The following is a 17,618-nucleotide window of genomic DNA, read 5'->3' on the forward strand; positions in this document are numbered from 1 at the left end:
AGAAGTGGCAGACGGAGGGGTCAAGGTTCGGAGCCAAGTCCGCCCGCCTGCCTTTTAACGTACGAACCCCACGTCGGGGTCTGTCCCTACCTGCGCACCTGTACCTCCACGTGCGTACCCACGGCGACGCGCAGCTCGTGCAGGTCCTCGGAGGTGGCGAACACCAACAGTTCCCGCAGCTTGTTGCGCACCGGGACGCGGAAGGCGGAGCCCGTCTCGCCCTGCACCATTCGGCGCACCGGCTCCATCTCTCCCGCAGCGAGCAGACCCGCCCGCGCCGCGGTGAGCTCCGCGCCCTCCAGGTACTGCCGCACGGCCTGCGGCGTCGCGGTGGGCAACCAGGCACGCGCCGCCTTCGCCAGCGCCGCGCGGTCCGGCTCGTTGAGGCTCCGCTCCAGCAGCCGACGCTCCGGCTCCACCAGGTGCTGCGCTTCCGCGATGCGCACGTTGCCCACGACGAGGCTCAGCGCCGCCTGGAGGATGGCCTCCAGCCGCTCGGGGGCCACGCGCTGGCTGAAGGCCAGCTCGGAGCGCGCCAGCGCCAGGGTGCGGCCCAGGAGGTAATAGACCTCCTTCTGGCCCTGCTCCGCGAAGTACTTGCCGCCCACGCGCAGCGAGGCCGGGTGCGTCTGGAGCAACTCCACGTTGATGAGCGGCTCGGGCGCCGGCTCGTTGGAGCGCTTCGCCATCCGCTCACGCGTCGCCACGAGGAAGGGCGAGTACAGCTCCACCGCCTCCATGCCCAGCACGCGCGCCACATACCGATAGTGGTGGACGTGGTACTCGGGCGCACTGGCCACGTCGATGCGGTGGCGCTTGGGCACCAGTTGGTACTGCTGGGACGGCACCGCGTACAGGTGCCCCACCTTCGCGAAGAGGAGGCCCAGCAGCTCCGCCAGCGGGCCGCGCGCCTTCGGGTGGAACAGGTGGTTGTGCCACAGCTGGTCGTTCAGCGGCCGCGGCTCCACCTTCTCCTTGTTCTTCGCGTAGGGCCCCAGCTTGGTGAGGATCTCCTGCTCGTCCTCCCCTGCCTCGCCCAGCAGGCCGGACACCGCCTGCGCGGCGAGCCAGGCGCCGTCGTAGTTCTTGCGCAGCGCGGACAGACGCACCAACGCGCCCACCACCTTGCGAGGGTCCGTCGTGTTCGGCAGCGCGCGACGGAGCGCTGCGATGGCCTCGTCCTCCCGGCCCGGCATCTGTCCGGCGAGGTCCGCGAAGGCCTCCTGCACCGCCGCGTCGTCGGGCAGGCCCTTGGCGGCCACGCCGTACGCGGCCACCGCGCCTTCCGGGTGCTTGAGCACCTGGAGGTACAGGTCGCCGAGCGCGCGCCACAGCGCCATGCGCGCCACGTGCGTCTCCGGCGTCTTGGGCAGCCGGGCCAGCATCTTCGTGTAGTTCTCCTCCAGTTGCTTCCACTGGCGCGCCGCGCCGAGCATCGCCTCCAGCGCGCTGAAGGCCTCCACGAAGCGCGGGTCCAGGTCCAGGGCGGCGTTGAAGGCCTCGGTGGCGCCCTCCACGTCCTTCAGGTCATCGCGGCGCAGCTCGCCCAACGCGAACCAGACGCGCTTGGCCTTGTGCGGCTCCAGGCCCAGCGCGGGGAGCGCCAGCATGCGCGCCAGCACGTCCGCCGCCTTCTGGCCCTGACGCGTCTCGCGCAGCAGCACGTAGAGCTGGTCCATCACCTCCGGCGCGTCCGGCTGGGACTTGAGCGCGTTGGTGAAGGCGTCAATGGCCATGTACGGGTCATGCAGCTCGTCACGCGCGATGCGGCCCAGCTCCAGGCACACCTTCGCGCGGGCCTCGCCCTCCAGCACACCCACCAACTGCTGCCGCAGCTCGGCGGACTTCTCGTACTGGCCCTGCTTCTCCAGGAGCGCCACCAACGCGCGCAGCGTCGGCTCGTGGCCCGGGTCGATGGCCAGCGCCTTCTCGAAGTGGTTCTGCGCGCGATCCGTCTGGTTCAGCGCGGCGTGGATGTCGCCGAGCTGCCAGTACACCTCCACCACCTCCAGGTCCGTCAGCTCCTCGCGGTGGTGGATGAGGATGGTCTGGAAGACCTTGAGCGCGCCTTCGTAGCGGCGCGTCTGCACCAGCAGGTTGCCGTAGCCCTCCAGCGCGGGCAGGTACGTCGCGTCCAACTCGTAGGCCTTCTCGTAGCAGCCCAGCGCCTTGTCACGCTTGCCCAGCTTCTCCGCCACGTAGCCCAGGCGGTAGAGCTGACGGCAGAGGTCCGCGGCGGAGACGGAGTCCTTGTCCGCCACCGCCATCTCCGCCATCTTCCGCGTGACGATGTCCAGCATCCGCTCGCCGGCGGCCCAGTCCTCGTGCGCGATGTACACGTCCGACAGCGGGCGCGCGGCCTCCAGGCTGTCCGGGATGTGCTTCAGCGCTTCCTGCCAGTAGCCGGTGGCGGTGTCCCGGTCCTCGCGCGTCTCCGCGTGGTAGCGCGCGACGTCCAGCAGCGCGCGGCCCTTGGCGGCCGGGTCCTCGGTCTGCTCCGCCTCCTGACGCAGGGTCTGCTCGTAGCCGCTCCAGTCCTTCTCCTGCTCCTGGATGCCCTTGAGGGCGCGGATGCTGGGCAGGTGGCCGGGGTCCACCGCGAGCGCCTGCTGATAGGCGGTCCGGGCGCTGCCCGTGTCCATCAGCATGTCCTCGTTGATCTTGCCCAGGCGGTAGTACAGCTCCACCGCGTCCTTTGACTGCCCGGCGAGCTCCGCCTCCTTCGACAGCATCTCCAGCGCGAAGGGCCAGTTGCCGCTGCGCTCGTACATCGTGCCCAGCGCGTGCAACGCCGGACGGCACTCAGCGTCCACCGCGAGCGCCGCGTGGAAGTTGTTCACCGCGCGGTCCAGCGCCTTGAGCTGCTGGTACTGGACGTTGCCGATGTCCACGTAGAGCTCGGCCTGCTCCTGCGGGCTGACGGCCAGCGCGAGCTGCCGCTCGTACGCCGCGATGAGGTCCTCCCACCGCCCCTGCGCCCGGCGCAGCCGGATGAGCGTCTTGATGGCCTGGACGTTCTGCGGATCGATGGCGAGCACGCTCTCCACGCAGACGTCCGCGTTCGCCGGGTTCTGGTACTTGTCCTCCCAGATGGTCGCGCTGCGGAAGAGGACGCGGATCTTCTCGCGCCAGTCCTCGCTCAGCTCCAACATCCGCTCGTAGATGGCGAGCAGGTCCGCCGGGTGGTCCAACCGCGTGTGGAGCCGCTCCAGCGAGTCCAGCGCCTCGCGGTTGACGGGGTCAAACTCCAGCGCCTGCCGGTACGCGGCCACCGCCGACTCGTCATCGCCGATGTCACGCTCGTAGACGCCCGCCACCTCCACCTGGATGCGCGCGCGCTCCTCGATGCTGTCCGCCAGGTCCCGGGCCCGCAGCAGCGTGGACGCCACGTCCGGCCACGACCGCTGACGACGGTACAGCGCGGTGAGCACGCCGAGCGTCTCCGCGTCGGGCTCGAGCTCCAACGCACGCAGCAGCGCGCTGGCGGACTCAACGGGGTCCTCCAACTGCTCGTCCCAGACGCGGGCAATCTCGCGGAGGATGCCCTTGCGCTGCTCGATGGAGCCGGCGGCCTCCAGCTTCTGCTCCAGCGCCACCACGTACTCACGCTGACGGCCACGCCGCTGGAACACCGCGGCGAGCCCATCCAGCGCGGTGGCGTTGGTCGGGTCGAACTCGAGGATCTTCCGGAACGCCGCTTCCGCCGCCTGCGGATCATCCAGGTGCGTGTCGTGGACACGCGCCAGCGTCGCGTAGAGCCGCTCGGCCAGGGCGCCGCGCGGCAGCTCGTCGGCGACCTCCTCGTAGACGGCGGCCAGCTCCTCGTGGCTGCCCGTCTCGTCAGCCAGCCGCTCCACCTCCTCGCGCAGCGTGTCGTCCGACGCGTCCAACTGGAGCGCGCGGCACAGCGCCAGGAAGGCCACGTCCTTCTGTCCCAGCCGCGCTTCCTGCACCCGGGCCAGCTCGCGCAGCGCGGCCAGCTTCTCCTCGTCGGTGACGAGGTGGGGCATGTAGCGGTCCATCACCTGGGCGTACGCACGCCAGTCGTTGTGCGTCCGGTACAAGTCACACGCGCGCTCGTAGGCGGTGCGGTTGGCGGGGTCCAGCTCGAGCACCTTCTCCAGCGCGCCCGAGGACAGCTCGGGCTTTCCGCCCTGCCCCACCCACAGGTCCGCCACCGAGAAGTAGGCAGCGACAGCCTGCTCACGCTCCTCCGTCAGGAGGTGCACCTGCACCTTCAGCTCCAGCGCGCGCACCGCGTCGTTCCACGCACGCAGTGACACGAAGAGCTCATGCACGCGGTCCAGCTCGGGAACCTGGTGCGGCTCCACTTCCAGCGCGCGGCGGGCGGCATCCAGGGACTCCTCGCGGCGCCCCATGCCGGCGAGCACTTCCGCCAGGCGCAGACGCAGCGCCTTCACGCCGTCACTGCTCTCCTGAAGAGGAATCAGCCGGCGCAGCACGCCCACCAGCTCTTCACGCTGGCCCGTTTCGTCATACAGCTCGCGCAGCGTGTCGAGCACGCCGCGGTGACGTGCATCCCGGTCCAGCGCGGCCTTGAAGAACGGCACGGCCTGTTCCGGCTGCTTCAGCAGGCGGTACACGACGCGGCCCAGGCGCTCATTGAGCCGCACGACCTCGCGGGGGTCCAGCGTCACCGCCAGCCGGCCCTCCAGCAGCTCACGCAGGTCCTGCGGCCGGTCGGCGCGTTCGTAGAGAGACTCCAGCGCGGAGAAAGCCTGCTCGTTGCGCGCGTTCTTCGCCAGCAGCTCGCGGTACAGCTCGATGGACCCGCCCAGGTCCGCCAGTCCTTCGGCGGAGACCTGCGCCATCTTCGCCAGCACGCGGTCGCGCTCGGCGCCCGACACCTTCTCCGCCTGGAGCTTCAGGATGCCGTAGAGCTTCTCCGACGCGCCCGCCGATTCGTAGATGCCCTCCAACAGCCGCGCCGACGCGAGGTGCTCCGGATCCAACGCCAGGATGCCTTCGTAGGCACCCGCCGCGCGGTCCGGGCTGTCCAGCCGCTCCTGGTAGAGCTGGCCCAAGCGGAACAGGTAGCCCACCCGGTCCGTGGGCTCCGTCACGCCAGCGACCAGTGCCTCCAAGATGCCCGCCAGCTCCGGCCAGGCCTCCAACTGGAGGTACAGCCTGTCCAACGCCACCAGCGACGGCTCCTGCACCGTGGGGTGCAGCGTGCGCGCGCGCTCGTAGTAGGAGACGGCGCGGTCCGAGTCGCGCAGCTTCGTCTCCAGCATCTGGCCCAACCGGAGGCAGACCTGCGCGGCATCCGCGGCCTCGGCCACGCGCGGCAGCGCTTCCTCGTACGCGGCCAGCAGTTCGTCATAGCTGGCGGACGCATCCGCCGCGTTCTCCAGCCGAGCACGGACGGCGGCGTCGTTCGGGTCTTCCTTGAAGGCGCGGAAGAGGGCCAGGAAGGCCAGCTCCGACTCCTCCTGGGACTCCCGCAGCGTGGCCAGCTCGCCCAGGAGCGCCTTGCGCTCGAATGCGTCGCCCGACACGCCCACACGCGTCTCGATGACCTGCGCCAGACGCGTGATGTCGCCGCTGGCGCGGAGGGCGCGAAGCAACGTCTCCACCGCGAGCAGGTTCTGCGGCTCGCGGGTCACCAGCGCCTCCATGCGACCCACCGCGCCCGCATGGTTGGCCTGCACGGACAGCACCTCGCCGTACAGCGCCAGCGCGCCTGTGCGATCCAGCAGCCGCGACTCACGCACGACGGCCAGGCGGAACTTCAGCTCCAGTCCCTCCTCCGTGGAAATCAGCGCGATGCGGCGAGCCAGTGCGTCCGCCAGCTCCGGCCAACGCTCCTGCTTCTGGCAGAGCGCCTCCATGCGCTCCAGCGTGGGCAGGTCGTCTGGCTTGAGTTCCAGCAGGCGCCGGAAGGTGGCCAGCGCGCCCAGCGCGTCATTGAGCTGCTCCTCCTGCAGCGCGCCCATCTGGAAGAGCACCGTGGCGCGACGCGCCGGGTCTTCCGCCACCGCGAGCTGCCGGCGCAGCACCTCCAGCAGGTCCGTGGGCTTGCCCTGCGACGCCACCAGCCGCACCGTGCCATCCAGCGCTTCAGTGTCCGTCGGCCGCAGCTCCAGCACGCGCTTCCACGACACCAGCGCCTCGGAAGGCTCCCCCAGGTCCGTCTGGATGCGGGCCAGCGCGCGGTACAGCTCGGCGCGGGACGCATCCCCCGCCTTGCCCACCACCTCCGTCAGGATGGCGGCCAGCTCCTCGGGGGCCTCTGCCTTGTCCACCAGCGCGACGCACAACTCCAACGAGCGCAGGTCATCCGGCAGCTCGCGCAGCGCGCGCGTGGCGGCCAGGAAGCCCATCTCCGCGTTTTCGAGCGAGCCGGCGTAGATTTCCGCGATGCGGCGCAGCAGCGCGGCGCGCTCCTGCGGCACGGCCTCCGCCGAGGCACGGGATTCCAGCATCTCCACCTGCTTCAGGTGGTTGCCCACCGAGGCGAAGACGGGCTCCAGCGCGCTGGCCGCGGCGCCACGCAGCGGGCTCTCCGAGCGCGCCATCTCCTCCAGCGCGCCCACCGCGCCGGCATGCCCCGCCCGGCGCGCCAGCACGGCCTGGTACAGCTCCAGTGCGCCGCGCGGGTCGTCCAGACGCGACACCTTCAGCCGGCCCAAGCGCACTCGAAGGTCGGACGCCTCTTCCTGGGCGCCGCGCTCGTCCGCGAGCTGGATTTCCCGCTCGATGTGCTGCGCCAGCTCCGGCCAGCGCTCCATCTCCGCGAGCACCCGCCCCAGCAGCTTCAGCGCGTTGGCGTTCTCCGGCCGCAGGCCGAGGATTTCCCGGTACGACTGCGCCGCCAGCGACTTGTCCGCCAGCGTCTCCTCGGCCAGGTGCGCCAGCTCGAAGAGCAGGTTCACCTGCGAGGACGCGTTCGCCTCGGCCGCCACCTGACGGCGCATGACGAGCGCCAGCTCGCGGTGCGCGCCCGTGCGGCGGTGGACCCGGGCGATGGCGTCCAACACCGACTTGTTCTTCGGGTCCCTGCGCGACATCTCCTCCATCGCACGGACGGCCAGGTCATAACGCTTGAGGCGGTTGTCGTAGATGCCCGCCAGGCGCCGCCACAAGTCACCGGCGAGCGGGTCCTGCGCGCCGCGCTCCAGTTGGTCTTCGTAGGCCGCCGCCACCTCCTCGAACGCACCAGAGTCGGCCGCGAGCCGCTCCAGTTCGTCGCGCACCGCGGCTTCCTGCGGCGCCTCGTTGAAGGCGCGCAGGCGTGCGACGAAGGCGAGCGATGTCTGCCCCAGCGCCTCTCGCAGGGTGGCGATCTCCTGGAGGTGCTCCAGCCGCCGCTCGGGCGCCACGCCCGGCAGCAGCACCTCGAGCACGTCCACCAGCTTCCGGGTGTCGTTGACGCCACGGTAGACAGGCTCCAGCAGACGCGCAGATTCGGAGCGAGGCGCCTCGTGCGCCATCAGCCGCTCCAGGCCCGCCACCACCTGTCCGTCACCTGGCGCCAGCTCCAGCAGACGCCGGTACACCGGCAGCGACTCCGCCGGCCCCACTTCCTTCTCCAGGAGCTGGGCGCGCTTCAGCAGCCAGTTGCGCCGTGCGCCTTCATCCGCGGCGCCCTCCGCGAGCTGGTCGAGCACGTCCGCCTGCTCCACGAAGCGCCGAGACTTCGCGTAGAGCTTCTCCAGCGCGAGCAGGCCTTCGGGCACCTTCCGGAGCGCCAGCGCGGAGCGATACGTCTCGATGGCCTTCGCGTCTTCACCCGCGTTCGCGTACGCCTCGCCCGCCTTGAGGAGCAGGCCCACGCGCTCCTCCGGGTCGGTGGAGAGCTGCGCCTGTCGCGTGTAGACCTCCGACAGGCTCTTGGCGTTCTGCCCCTTCTCGTAGAGGCGGGAGAGGGCCTCCAGCGCCTGCCGGTCCTGGGGCGAGTCCGCCAGCAGGCTCTTCCACAGCCGCGCGGCCTCTTCGGGCTGGTCCAGCGACTCGCGCAGCTCCGCCGAGCGCCGCAGCAACTCCAGCGCCGCGGGGTCTCCCGCGTTCAGCTCCGTCGCCGCCGTCTCGTAGATTTCGGCCAGCACCTCGTGCGAGCCCGTCTCGCGCGCCAGCCGCTCCAGGTCCGGCTGCACGCCTTCCCGGTCCAACCCCTGCGCGAAGGACTTCACCGCGGACATGAACGCCAGCGAAGGCTGGAGCATGTCGCGCTCGTAGATGCGGCGAACCTCGCCCGACAGGAGGATCTTCTCCACGGTGAGCGCGGAGGTCATCCGCGCTTCACGCAGCGCCACACGGCGGGCGTGGTCGCCCACCTGCACCAGCACCGGGTCGAGCACATCCAGCGCCGCGCCGCTCGCGGGCACCGCTGCCCTCACCCAGGCCTCGAGCGCCGCGCGCGCGCCTGGATGGCCCGAGTCCTCGGCCAGGATCTTCCGGTAGAGGCCCAGCGCCGCGTTCGGGTCATCCAGGACCGTGCGCTGGAGTTCCGCCAGACGGAACGAGACTTCACGGCCCTGCGGGCTCTGCCCTTCCTGGTTGCGGCGCAGCGCCAGCGCCCAGGCCAGGTCGGAGTGACGGCCACTCTCGGTGTAGAGCCGGTCCAGGGTCGCCGCGGCTTCACGGCTCGCCGGGTCGCGCTCCGCGATGACGCGCCAGGCGTCCGCGGCGCTCTCCTTGTCCATCAACTTCGTCTCGTGCAGCAGCGCCGCCTCGCGCAAGAAGGCCAGCTGCTCGGCGGGCTCCGGCGATGCCGCGGCCAGCTTCTCCAGCACCTCGGCCAGCGCCGCCCATTCCTCCCCCGCGCGATGCAACCGCTGAAGGGCGCGCAGGCAGTCCAGGTTGCCCGGCTCGATGGCCAGCAGGTCACGCAGCGCCTTCACCGCGCCGGCCTTGTCGTCCAGCTTCTTCTCCTGCACCTCGGCCAGCTCGCGCAGCAGCGCCAGGCGCGCGGGGCCGACGTCCCCTTCCTCCGCCAGCTCCGCGATGATCTCCGCGTAGCTGTCCAGCGAGTCCGCGTCCTCCGCCGCCTGCCGTGCCGACGAGCGCAGCCCCGCGTCACCGGGCGCCAGGCGCAGTGCGCGCGCCAGCGCCGCGAAGGCCAGCTCCGGCTGCCGCAGGTGCGTCAGGTGCACCTGCGCCGCGTGTCGCAGTGCCTGCACTCGCGCGGCGTCGTCCTTCGCCACTTCCGCCAGAACATCCAAGGTGGCCACCAGCTTGCGGTGGTCCTTGGTGCGCTCGAAGGCAGGCACCAGCACACGCGCAGCGGCCTCGCGCGCGGGGCCCGAGGCGAGCATGGCCTCCAGCGCCGCCAGCGCATCCGGGTCCGTGGGGCGCTGGAGCAGGATGTCCGCGAAGCTCTGCACCGCTTCCGCGCTGCCGTCCTGCGACTCCTGCAGCAGGTGCGCACGACGCAGCTTCAGCCGCGCCACTCTGTCCGCGTCACCCGCGGACTCGGCCAGCGCAATCATCCGCGCCAGCGTGTCGCCCAGCTCGCGCGTCCGGCCCGCCTTCTCGTACAGCTCCGCCAGGCGCGGCAGATGCCGGCCTTCCTCGGCGCCGTGAGAAAGCGCGGACTGCAGCGCCTCGGCCGCCTGCGCGTCGCGCCCCAGCTCCGAGTTGAGGTCCACCAGCTGAAGCAGCAGCTCCAGCCGCTCCGGCCCACGCGCGCCCTGGATGCGCTTGCGCAGCAGTCCTTCCGCGTCCGCGGACCGGCCCGCGCGCCCGTACAGACGCACCAGCCGCTGCAGCACCGCGTTCGACTCGGGCGCACGGGTCACCGCCGCTTCCAGCGCCGCGATGGCCTCCGCGGCGAGCGCGCCCTCTTCCGCCAGGCTCGCGGCCTCGATCAGCAATGGCACGGCCACCGCGGGGTCCTCGGACTCGGAGGCCAGCGTGCGCAGCACACGCCCCAGCTCCGCGTGCGCGGACAAGTCCCTGGCCAGCCTCAGCGCCTCCACGCGGGAGCCCTCGTCCTTCGCGTCCTCGCGCAGCGCGCGCACCTGGACGTCGAAGGCCGCGCGGCTGTCCGCAAGCTGCTTCTCATGGATGCTGGCCAGCAACGAGAAGAGGCGCTTGCGGGCCGTGGGCTCCGTCGTCACCTCCAGTTGCTGCTGGAGCGCCGCCACCTGCCGCTGGTGGTCGCCGCTGCGTCCGTAGTGCGCCGCCAGCGCCTCCGTCACCTCCGCCGTGCGAATGCCCGCCGCCGCCAGCCGCTCCAGGCCGCCCACCACCACGCCGGTGGAGACGTTCTCGGAGAGCAGGCCGAGGAACAGGTCCGTCGCGTCCTCCTGACGCCCCAGCCGCTCGGCGTACAGCTTCGCCTGACGCGCCGTCCACTCGTTGCGCTCCAGCTGCGTCTCCGCCAGGCCCGCCAACCGCCCGGCGAGCGCCGCCGCCTCGTCAAACTTCGACAAGGCCACGCACAGCGCCTGCAGTCGCTGCACGCCCGCCGCCTCCTCTGGCGCGAGCTGCACCAACTGGCGCGCCAATGGCTCCAGCTCCTCGGGCGCCGCGCCGGCCGCCTCGCGCCGGGCCACGTCCGCCTCCAGTCGCGCCTTCGGGTCGTCCGCGAGCGCCGCGGCCGCCTGCAGCGACTTCACCGCCTCCACGGCAGCCGCGTCACCCGGCGCGCGCGCGAGCACTTCCCGCCATGCGGCCTCCGCGCGTGACGGGTCCGCCAGGGGGCCCTGGAGCAACTGGGCCAGCTGCCGCCAGATCGTGGCCGCCACCTCCGCCACCGGCGCCGCCTCCGCCGCGCGTTGCAGCGCCAACGCCAGCGCGGGCTGCGCCTGGGCCTTCTCCGCGTGCTCCACCACCGTGCCCAACAGCAACGGGCGGCCCGGCTCCAGCTCCAGGGCGCGCGACAGCACCTCGAAGGCCCCGCGCGCGTCGTCCTTCTCCTCGAACATCAGCGCGAGCGCTTCGCAGAAGGCCACCCGCTCCGGGCGCGGACGCGGCGCCAGCAGGGCCAGGTCCAGCAGCGGAACCACGGCATCCAGTTCGTCGTCCTCAGCCAACAGCCGCGCCAGTTGGAAGGCCGCCAACGCCTGCGTCGGGTCCAGCTTCAGCGCAGCTTCCAGGTGCTCGCGCGCTGCGTCCGAGTCCTTGAGCTGCGTCAGGAACAGGTCCGCCAGCCGCAGCCGCATGCCCGCCTGGGTGGAGCGGTCCTTCACCGTGCCCAGGTATCGCTCCAGCACCGCGACGGCTTCCGGTGCCCGGCCCTTCTCCAGGAGCTGCTCGGCCGTCAGGCTGGCCGCGTCGGCGCGGGACGGGTCCGCCGCCACGGCCTTCTCGAAGGCCGCCAGCGCGCCGTCCGCGTCGTTCATCCGGCCAAGGCGCAGCGTGCCCACGCGCAGCCACAGGTCCACCTGCGCGGTGCGGTCCTTCACCTCGCCCGCCATCGACTCGATCTGCTCGATTGCCGGCGCGAAATCACCGCCCGAGCGCACCGTCAGCTTCTCGATGAGCGACAGCCCTTCGGGCATGCCCGGCCACAGCAGGAAGCAGCGGTCCAGCGCCTCCTTCACCTTCGCAGCCGCGCCCGGGTCGTACCAGGCGAAGAGCTTCGCCACGAGCAGCGACAGGCGCGCCGCGCTCTTCCGGTCGCGCTCCTCCAGCGACATGCTGCGCAGCATCCGCACGCGGTCACGCCACGTCTGCTCGAAGCGCTGCAACGCACGCGCGGCCTTCTCCAGCCGCGCGTTCTGCGGCTCCAACGCCTGGGCGACATCCACCACCCGCTGCGCCAGCTCATGCTCGGTGGGGTCGTCCACCAGCCGCTCGGCGAGCGCGGCGTACTCCTCCGCCATGCCCGCGTCCCCCAGCGCCGCGCGCTCGCGCTCCAAGGCCTCGAAGGCCGGCTGGAAGCGCTCCTCCGACAACAGCAACTGACGCACGCGCCGGAAGGTGGCGCGGTCCGGCTTCGCACGGGCCGCACGCTGCAGGCACAGCACCGCGCGATCGCGCCGGAACAGCTTCTGCTCGTAAACGTCGGCGGCCTTCAGGTAGTGGCCCGCGCACTCCTCGCCTTGCGTGACGCCGCCCAGCCGCTCCAGGACGTCCGCCAACGCGGCGCCATCCTGCCGCGACTCGTGCAGCCGCTTCAGGCCTCGGAGCGCGGGGAGCGGATCCTTCGCCACCAGCAACGCGCGCTTGAGCAGTTCCTCCGCGCGCTGCGTGTTGCGCTGCCGGTCATGCGCGAGCTCCGCGGCGCGGCACAGCAGGCGCACCGCTTCATCGGAGACGACATCGCGCGAGCGCCCCTCGTAGAGGCGAATCAATTCCTCGACACGGCCGGCCTTGTCGAGTGCCGCTTCGGTTTCGACGAAGGTGCGGTCATCGGACACGCGCAGCGTGGGACGCGACGAGGGCGTGGGCTGTTGCATGGAGGGGCGGGCCTTGGAATGGAAAGAAAAAGCAGCGAGGGCGCCAGAGACCGGAACTCTACCGGTCGCCAGCGCCCCCGAGCAATCATGCAAAACCCGCCAAACGGCGGGAATCATTGGCCTTCTTACTACCCGGCCGAGGGAGCGTCAGGCGGCGTCTCGCCACCTTCGCCCCCCTCGCTTCCGTCCGCCGCATCCGCCGCGGGGGCCTGGGCAGGTGCGGTCGTCTCCGGAAGCGCCTTCGCACGATCCACACCCGCGCTGTCGTTCAGCTGGGTGTAGAGGGCAATGGCCTTGTCACGCTGCTGCAGCTCCTCCGCGAGCTGAGCGGCGCGAGGCAGGTTGCCAAGCTTCTCGTGGAGCGGGAGCGCCTTGTCCTTGCGGCCAGCGCCCTCCCACGCCTCGGCGGCGGTGGCGATGTCACCCAGCAGCTCCAGCCACCGGGCGCGGCCAGCGGGCTTCTGCTCCTGCTCGGCCCGGGCCAGCTCCTTCTGCGCAAGCTCCTTCGCCTCGTCGTCCAGCTTCAGACGCTGCATGAAGTGGAAGGCCTTGGGCGGAGGCAGCGGGCCGAGGACCTCCACCGCCTCGCGGCGCTGGCCCACGGCCGCCAGCAGGGTGGCGGCACCGAGCCGGTCACCCCGCTCCACCAGGCTCTTCACCTCGAGCCCACGGATGCGGTTGGCGCTGGCGATGTCCCGGGCGCGCTCGTACGACTTGCGTGCCAGGGTGAGCTTCCCGGAGCGCTCGTAGGCGAGCGCCGCCTGGTCGAACTGACGGGCGCGCTCATAGAGGCGAGCCACGTTCTCGAAGTCACCCTTGCCGACGAAGTGCTCCATGAGGAGTTCGTAGGCGCCGGCCTTCTCCAGCGTGGGCGCGAGCTGATCCGGCGGCAGCGTCCCCACCAGACGGCGGGCCGTGTCGTTGTCGCTCCCGGCCAGGGCGTTGCGCAGGGCGCTCTTGAGGTCGCCCCCCGCCTCGAAGAGGCGAGCCGCCTCCGCGAAGGAGTTGTTGCGCTCGTGCAGCCGGCCCGCGTCACGGGTACGGCCCATGGTCTCGAGCTGCTTCGCCTGCTCGTCCCAGGTGCCCGTCAGCTCCGGCAGCGGGCGCTCGCCACGCTCCGGACGCTCACCCCGGGCAGGACGCTCGCGGCGCTCCGGACGCTCCCGGCGCTCACCCGAAGCGGCACGCTCACCGCGCTCGGGCCGAGGGCCACGCTCACGGCGCTCCCCACGCTCGGGACGCTCACCCCGCTCACGGCGCTCCTCGGAGCGAGGCGCCGCGACGGGCTCCTCGGCCTCGGGACCGGGCTGACGGCCACTTGCCGCGAAGGCAGCCTCCGCGCGCTCGGCATCACCCGCGGCACGCCAGGCCTGACCGACGAGGAACATGACGTCCGTCCACGCATCGAACTTCTCCCGCGCCGGGTCCACGGCGGGAGCACCGGCCTCGGCGGGCGCGGCAGCCTCCCCTTCGGCGGTGGCAGGCGCCTCGACGGGCACCCCACCCTCGGCGGGCGCCTCACCCTCGGCGGGCGCGGCGGCCTCCACGGGAGCCGGTGCCTCTGAGGGAGCAGCGGCCTCCGCGGCGGCGGACGCCTCGGGCGCGGCCGGCTTCGGCTGACGCTGCACGCGCAGCAGCGTGGTGATGAGGCGCCCACGCGTGTTCAGGTCCAGGTCGTCCAGCGACTTCAGCCGCATGGGCCGAAGCGAGCGGACAATGGCCTGCAGCGGCGCCTTCTCCGCCCCGAAATCCGTCTTGGAGAGCGCCTTCTCCAGGATGCTCAGCTCGGAGATGACGCGCTGGCCAGGGCCCACGGGGCCCTCTTCGCGATCGCGACCGCGTCCACGGCCATCTCCACGCCCACGGCCGTCACCGCGTCCGGGCCCGCCACGGCCACCAAAACCACCCGGTCCGTCACGGCGAGGACCTTGGCCCGGTGCACCCCCGTCACGACCACGCCCACCCGGGCGCGGCCCACCGCTTCCATTCTCCTGAGGCACGTCTTTCTCCCGCTAGAACGCGTAGCGAATGTTCGGCGCCACCGCGAACCCGAACGAGCCCCCGGAGACGAGGTACTGCCCCGTCACCTCGAGCCCTACGGAAAAGTGGCGCAGCCGTGTGTAGTACTCCACTCCGGGCCCGGCAAACACAAGAATGTCGGAATCGGGGAGGAGCCGCTGCGGCGAGAACATCGCATAGCCAGCACCTGCACGGAGATAGAACCAGGTGCGCTTCACTTCCTGACTGTCGGCGAACCCCACCAGGCGAGCACGCAACACCGCGCCGGGGATCAGGGTGGAGAAGTCACCCGACACCGCGCCGCCGGAGTTTCCCACGTACTGAGCGCCCGTCCGCACGCTCGAGCCCATGAGGAACAGGCCGACGGATACATGCTCGCCCAGGTCCACGCCCACCTCCACCTGCGCCATGGGCCCGGAGGAGAACGGACGCGGCGTGCCTTCGGCCGCCGGCGGGTTGGTGATGAACAGGGGGCCACCGAGCACCGCGAAGTAGATGCCTCGCTCGATTTCATCGAACGTGACAGCCGGGCGGTCGCCCTGGGCAGTGGTGGGCTGCTGGGCGCTCGCGACCGTGGGGAGAACGAACGAGGCGCACAGGGCAAGTGAGGCGAGGGCTTTCATGCGGTCCTGACGTTGGCCCGGCCCCCTCGAGGGAGTGGGAGCCGGGGAAAGGCGCGGTGGACAGACCTGCGTCAGGCCTGCCCACCCGGAGAAAGGCCACCCGGCGCTATTCGCCGGACTGCTTGAAGATGAACGGATACGTGACGACCACCACGCCGCCGCCCTTCGGCTCGGGGAACTTCCAGGTGCGAACGCGTCCGGCCACGCACGTCTCCAGCTCCGCGTTGGCCGCCGTGGACTGCGCCACCGACGACGAGGCGACCGAGCCATTCCCCGCGATGACGAACTTCACCGCCACCTTGCCGCCCAGCTTCGGGAAGCGGTTGAGGAGACTCTCGAAGCAATAGCGAATCTGTCCGCGGTTGCGATGGATGACCTGGCGGATGAGCTCCTTGTCCAGCGAACCCATGACCTCCGGGTCGGACGAGGTGATGCCCACGTCGACGCTCTGCTTGCCGCCCAGCACGCCCACGCCGCTGCCATAGGTGCCGGTGCCGCCGCCACGGCCCTTGGTGCCAATGCCACCAATGCCGATGGTGTCACCCGTGCCGCCGCCGCCGCCGCTCGTGCCGCGCAGCCCCATGCCACCGAAGCCGCCGGAGTTGCCCGCCTTGGCGCCGAACATGTTGCCCATGGCGCTCTTCAGGTCGCCGCCCAGGCCGCTCTTGCCGAACACCGTGGAGATGCCGCCCTTGCCGCCGCCGAAGATCTTCGCCGTCAGCGCGCGCGCCTCGTCCTTCTTGTTCGGGTCGCCCTTGGGCGCGGTGCGGTTGTTGGTCTTGGCCGCGTCCTTCTTGCCCATCTGACCTTCGTCGCCGCTCTTCTTCGCGGCCATCTCCCCGCTCTTCTTCTGCTCCTTCTGCTGGTTGAGGCGCTCGAGGAACTTGTTCTTCTGCGCCTCCGGCGGCTTGATGATGAGCTTGGCGATACGGGCGTTGTCCGCAGACAGCTCGTCCGCGTATTCGTCACCCGCGACGGTGCGGTTCATCGCGGTGATGACGAACGCCGTCGCGATGAAGAACAGCACGAGGAAGATGTTGAGCGCGGTGTAGTCCATGGACTCGCCCAGCGGCACCACGACGCGCTTGGGCACGGGCTGGAAGGCCACCTCGAGCGTCACGCCGCCCAGGTCCACCCAGATGAAGTCCTCCGCGTCCAGCGTGAGCGAGTACGCCTCGCCCTCATGCGAGGCCTTGCCGGACTCGATGACGGCCTTCAGGTCCAGCGTCTCGCCCTTGCGGGTGAGCTCGCCCTTCATCTTCGCGGTGAAGCGAACGGTGAAGGACTGGCCGTCCGAACGAACCGCGTCGAACTTCGGGGCGCCCAGGCGGGCGTCACCCATGACGAAGTCCACGCCCGCGGCGCTGCCGACGACGAAGGCCCCCTTCCTGCCGGGAGCCATGAAGAACTCGCCCACGCGCTGGTCACCCCACGCGAAGCGCAGGCCCACGCCCAACGGACCGCTGGACTTCGTGCGGCGAACCTTCCGCACGCGCGGCGCGGCTTCCTCCGGCGCTGCCACGACGGGGGCCGGCGCGGGCGCGGCGGGAGCGGCCACCGAGTTCTGCTGGGTGGCGGCGAAGGACGGGTCGATGGCACCCGCGGCCGGAGCAGCCACCGCGGCCTGCGCCAGGCCCTCGGCCGGCGCTGGCGCGGCGATGACCGGATTCTTCTCCGTCACCACCTCCGAGCTGGCCGCCGCGGCCGCCAGGTTCACCGCGGCCACCGCGGCTGGGTTCTCCAGACGGATGGTGGTGCCACCCACGCGGATTTCATCACCGAAGGAGAGGAGCCCCTTGGTGACGCGCTTGCCGTTGACGTACGTGCCCTCGACGCTGCCCATGTCGATGATGGACATGGCGCCGTCGCTGGCGACCTCGATGACGGAGTGGATGCGGCTGACCTTCTCGTCCTCCAGGCACAGGTGCGCCGAGGAGAGACGGCCAATCTTGATGATGTCACGCTCGTAGTCCTTGGAGGCGACCAGCGAGTCGCCCTTGAAGACCTTGAGTGTCAGAGGAACGGCCATGGGGGCTCCAACGTAAAGTGGGTACGGCGTCAGACAACGCGCGCGGCGGTGGGTTCCCGCCGCGTTGTGGCGCTGGCTACAGCTCGCCCACGGACTGCATCACCTTGTCCTCGAAGTCCTCGCGGATGCGGATGAGGTTCGAGTGCTTCACCCGCTCACGCGCATCGATGTACTCGCCATCCGGCTTCGTGAGGTCGCCCTCGATGGTGTCGTCCTCGAAGTCGATGTTGGTCGTCTTGGAGTAGCGCACATTGCCCTCCCCTGCCCCCCCCGGGTTGGAGCCCTCGTCCTGGGCCAGGGCGGGCGTCACCGCGAGCACCGCACACAGCATCAACGCCTTCCGCATCACTGCCTCCCGGAAGGGACCCGAAGGCCCCTTCGCACACCGAATCCCCGGATGAGGGGGAAACACAAGGTTCGCATCATCCCCCGCGCCCCCGCCACAGCGAAGGCACTCGGGGGCGTCCCAACTTTCACAGCAGGTCGTCTTCCGGCTCCCCGGGTTCCGCCGAGCCTGCATTCTTCTGGTCGGAGTTTCCGTTCGCGGGGGCGGGAGCGGGCGCCGGCGGCGTGTTGCCG

Annotated in this window: 6 protein-coding genes; all 6 read right to left on the reverse strand. The window is 71.0% G+C overall.

Translation table 11 applies throughout. The features are described from left to right. Window positions 1-86: 86 nt before the first annotated feature. Complete coding sequence (locus tag HNV26_RS08940; RefSeq protein WP_171441273.1) at window positions 87-12,368, reverse strand: tetratricopeptide repeat protein; 12,282 nt, start codon at window positions 12,366-12,368, stop codon at window positions 87-89. A 128-nt stretch (window positions 12,369-12,496) separates the two neighbouring features. Continuing rightward, window positions 12,497-14,182, reverse strand: a complete 1,686-nt coding sequence (locus HNV26_RS08945) for a DEAD/DEAH box helicase (RefSeq protein WP_171441274.1) — start codon at window positions 14,180-14,182, stop codon at window positions 12,497-12,499. Then, window positions 14,149-14,355 carry a hypothetical protein gene (locus tag HNV26_RS08950; protein WP_171441275.1) on the reverse strand — a complete coding sequence of 69 codons (207 nt, stop codon included), beginning with the start codon at window positions 14,353-14,355 and terminating at the stop codon, window positions 14,149-14,151. Before HNV26_RS08950 ends, HNV26_RS08945 begins: the two co-directional genes overlap by 34 nt. Before the next feature lie 25 nt (window positions 14,356-14,380). After that, window positions 14,381-15,010 (reverse strand): adventurous gliding motility protein CglE, encoded by a 630-nt coding sequence (cglE, locus tag HNV26_RS08955; protein ID WP_011554849.1) that lies wholly within the window; start codon window positions 15,008-15,010, stop codon window positions 14,381-14,383. A gap of 106 nt (window positions 15,011-15,116) precedes the next feature. Continuing rightward, window positions 15,117-17,039, reverse strand: a complete 1,923-nt coding sequence (gene gltG / locus HNV26_RS08960) for an adventurous gliding motility protein GltG (protein ID WP_171441276.1) — start codon at window positions 17,037-17,039, stop codon at window positions 15,117-15,119. 76 nt (window positions 17,040-17,115) lie between these two features. Continuing rightward, window positions 17,116-17,385: an adventurous gliding motility protein CglF gene (gene cglF / locus HNV26_RS08965; protein WP_140864585.1), complete on the reverse strand. Its 270-nt coding sequence runs from the start codon at window positions 17,383-17,385 to the stop codon at window positions 17,116-17,118. Between the last annotated feature and the right edge of the window lie 233 nt (window positions 17,386-17,618).

The sequence above is a fragment of the Myxococcus xanthus genome (assembly GCF_013116825.1).
In the GTDB taxonomy this organism is placed as follows: domain Bacteria; phylum Myxococcota; class Myxococcia; order Myxococcales; family Myxococcaceae; genus Myxococcus; species Myxococcus xanthus_B.

Bases quoted from the DNA above. Each gene is read 5' to 3' on its own strand.
- HNV26_RS08940 (WP_171441273.1), bottom strand. From the start codon at position 12,368: ATGCAACAGCCCACGCCCTCGTCGCGTCCCACGCTGCGCGTGTCCGAT.
- HNV26_RS08950 (WP_171441275.1), bottom strand. From the start codon at position 14,355: ATGGAAGCGGTGGGCCGCGCCCGGGTGGGCGTGGTCGTGACGGGGGTG.
- cglE (WP_011554849.1), bottom strand. From the start codon at position 15,010: ATGAAAGCCCTCGCCTCACTTGCCCTGTGCGCCTCGTTCGTTCTCCCC.
- gltG (WP_171441276.1), bottom strand. From the start codon at position 17,039: ATGGCCGTTCCTCTGACACTCAAGGTCTTCAAGGGCGACTCGCTGGTC.
- cglF (WP_140864585.1), bottom strand. From the start codon at position 17,385: ATGCGGAAGGCGTTGATGCTGTGTGCGGTGCTCGCGGTGACGCCCGCC.